Origin of the sequence: Phenylobacterium sp., from assembly GCF_030697305.1 — a bacterium.
GTDB lineage: Bacteria > Pseudomonadota > Alphaproteobacteria > Caulobacterales > Caulobacteraceae > Phenylobacterium.
This window is the reverse complement of the sequence record NZ_JAUYQL010000091.1, coordinates 1-5115: the sequence shown is the minus strand read 5'-3', so window position 1 is coordinate 5115 and position 5115 is coordinate 1. Positions and strand designations below refer to the sequence as shown.

Annotated in this window: 4 protein-coding genes and 1 pseudogene; 2 read left to right on the top strand and 3 right to left on the bottom strand. The window is 66.1% G+C overall.

The window, feature by feature from the left end; genetic code table 11:
• Both Q8R27_RS09805 and Q8R27_RS09800 read left to right on the top strand, forming a co-directional pair.
• Window positions 1-724: pseudogene (locus Q8R27_RS09805) on the top strand (2-oxoacid:acceptor oxidoreductase subunit alpha); the annotation flags it as partial.
• Window positions 721-1776: a 2-oxoacid:ferredoxin oxidoreductase subunit beta gene (locus tag Q8R27_RS09800; RefSeq protein WP_305698850.1), complete on the top strand. Its 1056-nt coding sequence runs from the start codon at window positions 721-723 to the stop codon at window positions 1774-1776. The pseudogene Q8R27_RS09805 and the gene Q8R27_RS09800, both read left to right, overlap by 4 nt.
• A 7-nt stretch (window positions 1777-1783) precedes the next feature.
• Here Q8R27_RS09800 and Q8R27_RS09795 read toward each other — a convergent pair whose 3' ends face one another.
• From Q8R27_RS09795 to ppk2, 3 genes are all read right to left on the bottom strand, one after another.
• Entirely contained in the window at window positions 1784-2950 is a 1167-nt protein-coding gene (locus Q8R27_RS09795) for a CaiB/BaiF CoA-transferase family protein (protein WP_305698849.1), read from the bottom strand.
• 158 nt (window positions 2951-3108) lie between these two features.
• Complete coding sequence (locus Q8R27_RS09790; protein ID WP_305698848.1) at window positions 3109-4110, bottom strand: CorA family divalent cation transporter; 1002 nt, start codon at window positions 4108-4110, stop codon at window positions 3109-3111.
• 4 nt (window positions 4111-4114) lie between these two features.
• The gene (gene ppk2 / locus Q8R27_RS09785; protein WP_305698847.1) at window positions 4115-5041 is read right to left on the bottom strand and encodes a polyphosphate kinase 2; all 927 of its coding nucleotides are present in this window, start codon (window positions 5039-5041) and stop codon (window positions 4115-4117) included.
• Window positions 5042-5115: the final 74 nt, after the last annotated feature.

Here is a 5115-nt window from a genome sequence, read left to right as displayed (position 1 = left end):
GGCCGATCGGCTCCAGACCACGATCTTCGTCATGCTCGACCTGGATATCGGCATGAACGAGTGGCTGACCAAGCCCTTCGAATGGGACGACAGCCGCAAGCTCGATCGCGGAAAGGTCATGACCTACGACGATCTGGAGGCTGGCCGCGATTTTGGACGCTACCTCGAGGTCGACGGCGACGGCATCCCCTATCGCACCTACCCTGGCACCCACCCGACCAAGGGCGGCTATTTCACCCGTGGGACCTCTCGCAACCCCTATGCCCGCTACAGCGAGGAGGGCTCGGTCTACGTCGGGAACATGGAACGTCTGCTGCGCAAGTTCGACACGGCGCGAGGCCTGGTTCCAGCCCCCATCCGACGCGACGCCAAGCGCGCGACCCGCGACGGGGTGATCTTCTTCGGATCCAGCACTCCAGCGGTCCATGAGGCCTTGGATGCTCTGGAGCATCGGGGTCTCCACCTCGACGCTCTCCGAGTGCGGGCCTACCCCTTCCCTGACGAGGTGTTCGCCTTCGTCGCTGCTCACGATAGAATCTTCGTCATCGAGCAGAACCGCGACGGCCAGCTTCGCACCCTACTGATCAACGAGGGCGATATCGACCCGTCGCGGCTGACCGCCGTGCTGCACTACGATGGCACCCCGATCACCGCCCGCTTCATCTCCAGCGCAGTCGAAGCCTTGATGACTGACCGCCGGCAGGTTCCCGAGGCCGCCGAATGACCTACATCACCAAACCTCAGCTGCATCACCCGAAGCTGGCTGAGAACGCGCTGGGCTATACGCGTCGCGACTACGAGGGCTCAGTCTCAACCCTCTGCGCCGGCTGCGGCCACGACTCGATTTCGGCGGCGATCATCCAGGCCTGCTACGAACTCGACCTTCCGCCGCACCGGATCGCCAAGCTGTCGGGGATCGGTTGCTCGTCGAAAACCCCGGACTACTTTCTTGGCAATTCTCACGGGTTCAACACGGTCCACGGCCGGATGCCGTCTGTGCTCACCGGCGCCAACCTGGCCAATCGCGACCTGATCTATCTGGGCGTCTCCGGCGACGGGGATTCGGCCTCGATCGGTCTTGGCCAGTTCGCGCACTCGATCCGGCGCGGCGTGAACATGCTCTACATCGTCGAGAACAACGGCGTTTACGGGCTCACCAAGGGCCAGTTCTCGGCCACCTCCGACAAGGGCTCGAAGACCAAGAAGGGAGCTGTGAACCACGACTCCGCCATCGATCTGGTGAGCCTGGCCCTGCAGCTCGGCGCGACCTTCGTGGCGCGCAGCTTTTCCGGCGACAAGGCCCAGCTCACCCCGCTGATCAAGGCGGCGCTGGCGCACAAGGGCGCAGCCTTCATCGACTGCATCAGTCCCTGCATCCAGTTCAACAACCACGCCGGTTCGACCAAGGGCTTCGACTACGTGCGCGAGCACAATGAGGCGGTGAACATGCTGGACGTGGTGGTGCCGCGCGAGCCGATCCACGCCGACTACGCGCCGGGCTCGAACACAAAGGTCGCCCAGCACGACGGCTCGATCCTGCATCTGCACAAGCTGGCCGAACACTATGATCCCAGCGACCGGGTCGGAGCGCTGTCCTATCTTCAATCGCGCCAGGCGCTGGGCGAAATCGTCACCGGGCTGCTGTTCATCGACCCCGAAGCGAGCGACCTGCACGACAGCCTGGAAACGGTAGATACTCCGCTGAACGCGCTCAGCGACGCGCAGCTGACGCCGGGCCAGAACGCCTTGGACCGCCTGAACGCCTCGCTTCGCTAGAGCCGCTTCAGCCGAACGCCTTCTCGCCTGCGGCCGTGGCGAGGTCGGCCTCGCTCAGGCCCAGGATGTCGGCGAGCACGTCGTGGGTATGCTCGCCCAGGGCCGGCACCGTCGTGCCGGCCTTGACGCCCGCGCCGCTGATCTGGAACGGCGGGTTGAGGATTTTGAACGAACCGTTGGCGGTCGGCACGTCGGTGAACGAACCCCGGGCCACCGTCTGCGGGTGGTCGAGCACCTCATGCGGCATGCGATAGATGGCGCATGGGACGCCGCCTGCGGTCATGATCGTGTCGCACTCCTCGCTGGTATGCTCGGCGGCCCAGACGCGTAGCGCTTCGATGATTTCGACCCGACGCGTAGCGGGCGAAGCCTGGAATTCGGGGTCGTTCAGGATGTCGTCGCGGCCCATCACCTTGAGCGCCTGGCGATAGGTGATCGGCGAGACCAGCGGGATATTCACATAACCGTCCTTGGTGGCGTACGACGGAAAGCCGCCGCTGGGCCACAAGGCGTCGTGTTGGGCCTGCTGGATCTGCATGCCCACCAGCGTCATCATGCTGTCGGCCATGGCCACGTCCACGTGGCTGCCGACGCCGTTGCGCAGGCGGTGAACCAGCGCGGTCTGGATCGCCGAGAAGGCGTAGGCCCCGGCGACGATATCCGCGATCATCACCCGGTTGTCCGGCGGCGGCGCCTCGCGGTCCGGCAGGCGCGACAGCATCATGTCGAACCCGCTGAAGGCGTGGGCCACCGGAGCGTAGGCCGCGCGTTGCGACAGCGGCCCGGTCTGGCCGAAGCCCGAGATCGAGCAATAGACCGCCTTGGGATTGATTTTGGAGACGGTCTCGTAATCCAGGCCCAGCCGCGCCATGACGCCCGGGCGGAAATTCTCGACCACGATGTCGGCGCGCTCGATCAGCCGCTTGCTTATCTCAAGTCCGGCCGGCGACTTGAGGTCTAGCACGACGCTCTTCTTGCCAGCGTTGTAGAGCGCGAAGAACAGGGACACGCCGTCCTGGACGTTCCCGGCCCGGCGCATCAGGTCGCCGCCCTCGGCAGCCTCCAGCTTGATTACCTGCGCGCCGCAGTCGGCCAGCATGCGGGTGCAGGACCCGCCGGCGACCATGGTGGTGAAGTCGACGACGAGGATGCCTTCCAACGGACGCGTGGACACGGATGTGGTCTCCTTGGTGTTCAGAATCCAGGTTGCGCATCATCATCCGCTGCGCGGCTGCGGCATGAGGGGCCCCTGTTTAGCGCCCAAGGCGCCGCTGAGGAAAGCACGTCGCAAGACTGCGCGAAGATTTGTCGGCTGCGGGCTCCGCGGAGTGTTCACGGCAGCAGTTTGAGGCGCCTCAGCAGGAGCAGGGCGGCGGTGACCAGAGCCACGCAGATCAGCACTGCGATCGCGAAACCCGCGCGGGATCCGGCGAATGGGATCCCGCGGACGTTCATGCCGAACGCGCCCACCACGAGCGTCGGCGGGATGAGCAACGTCGAGATCACGGTGAGCGTGCGGATGCCACGATTGGTGGCGCTGGTGATCAGGGTGTCGATCTCTTCGTGCAGCAGGCGGGCGCGCTCCTGCAGGTCGCCCGCCTCGCGATCGAGATCGCCGATCGGCGCAGCGAGCCTCTCCAGATCGTGCAGCAGGGGCCCTGGACTGCGACCGTTCCGCGCCAGTCGCCCCCGCGCCAGCGCGCCGCGCAAGGCCTGAAGCTCGCGCCGATGGCGTGCGAGTTCGCGCCGCAGGGGGCCGAGCCTCAACCCGTCGACGTCGGAGGGCTCGCTCAGCACCAGATCCTCGACGGCCGCCAACTGGACGGTCAACTGGTCCAGCCGCAGATCCAGCAACTCGGTATAGTGGTCGACGAGCGCCGCGGCGGCGTCCGCGGGCCGTTCCAGTCGCAGGCCTTGCTCAGCCTCGCGCCGAACATCATCGACGACCCTCAAGGCGTGCACGCGCGCGGTGATCATTAGCCGGTCGTCGAGCGCGAAGAACAGTCGCCCCGCGCCGCGCGGCTCGCCGGCCAGATCGCGTTCCAGGTCGGGCAATACGCCATAGGCCCAGACACCGTCGCCGGCGAACTGCAGCCGCTGGTCGTCGCTCTCGATCAGTTCCTGGAAACCGGCGGGCAGGGTTTGCATCCGGGCGATGAAGGCCCGGGCGCGAACGTCGCCCAGCGGGAAATGAGCCCAGGTCCAGGCGTCCGGCGCCGACGGTGCGGCGGTCAGGTCCTCTTCGTCGCCGGGGTGGGCGCGGCCGTCCCGAAAGGCCAGCGCCCAGAGCATGCCGCCCGCGTGCGCGCCAAGGTCGTCGAGGCGCGCTGGCACGCGCCTAGTAGAGGTCCGGAACGTACATCTGCGGCGGCGGCGGACGGCGCAGATAGTCGTCGTGCCGCACGCGGTCGGGCAGGGTGATCGGCACCTTTGGCGTGTCGCCATAGGGGATCTGGGACAGCAAGTGGGCGATGCAGTTCAGCCGCGCCTTCTTCTTGTCCACGGCCTCGACCAGCCACCAGGGCGCATCGTCAATGTGGGTGCGCTCCAGCATCGCTTCCTTGGCGCGGGTGTAGTCCTCCCAGCGGCGACGCGACTCCACGTCCATCGGGCTGAGCTTCCATTGCTTCAGGGGGTCATGGATGCGCATGTTGAAGCGGAACTGCTGTTCCTCATCGGTGATGGAGAACCAGTACTTCACCAGCACGATGCCGGAGCGCACCAGCATGCGTTCGAACTCCGGGACGGTGCGGAAGAACTCCTCGCACTCTTCCTCGGTGCAGAAGCCCATCACGCGCTCAACGCCGGCGCGATTGTACCAACTGCGGTCGAACAGCACGATCTCGCCGGCCGCCGGGAGGTGGGCGACATAGCGCTGGAAATACCACTGTGTGCGTTCGCGTTCGTTCGGTGCGGGCAGGGCGGCGACCCGGCAAACGCGTGGGTTCAGTCGCTGGGTGATCCGCTTGATCGCCCCGCCCTTTCCGGCCGAGTCGCGGCCTTCGAAGATCACCACCACCCTTAGACCCTGGTGCTGCACCCAGTCCTGCAGGCGCACCAGCTCGTGCTGCAGGCGGAACAGTTCGCGGAAATAGACCCGGCGATCGATCTGGGCGCGGCCGGGGGTCTCTGACATGTCGTCGAGCAGGCTCTCCAGCCGGCTCTCATCGATCTCCATCTCCAGCTCTTCGTCGAAGCTGTCGGCGATCTCCCGCTTGATGCGGTCCATCTCGGCGAGCACGCCGTCGTCGAGTTCGCTGGCCATGACCATTCCCGGATGCAGGGAGGTCGGTTCTGCCGCGCAGCCGCGACAGTCTGATGACGGCCCACCCGCCGCCA

Excerpts from the sequence above, each read along its gene's own strand:
- Q8R27_RS09800 (WP_305698850.1), top strand. The coding sequence starts at position 721 with ATGACCTACATCACCAAACCTCAGCTGCATCACCCGAAGCTGGCTGAG.
- ppk2 (WP_305698847.1), bottom strand. The coding sequence starts at position 5,041 with ATGGCCAGCGAACTCGACGACGGCGTGCTCGCCGAGATGGACCGCATC.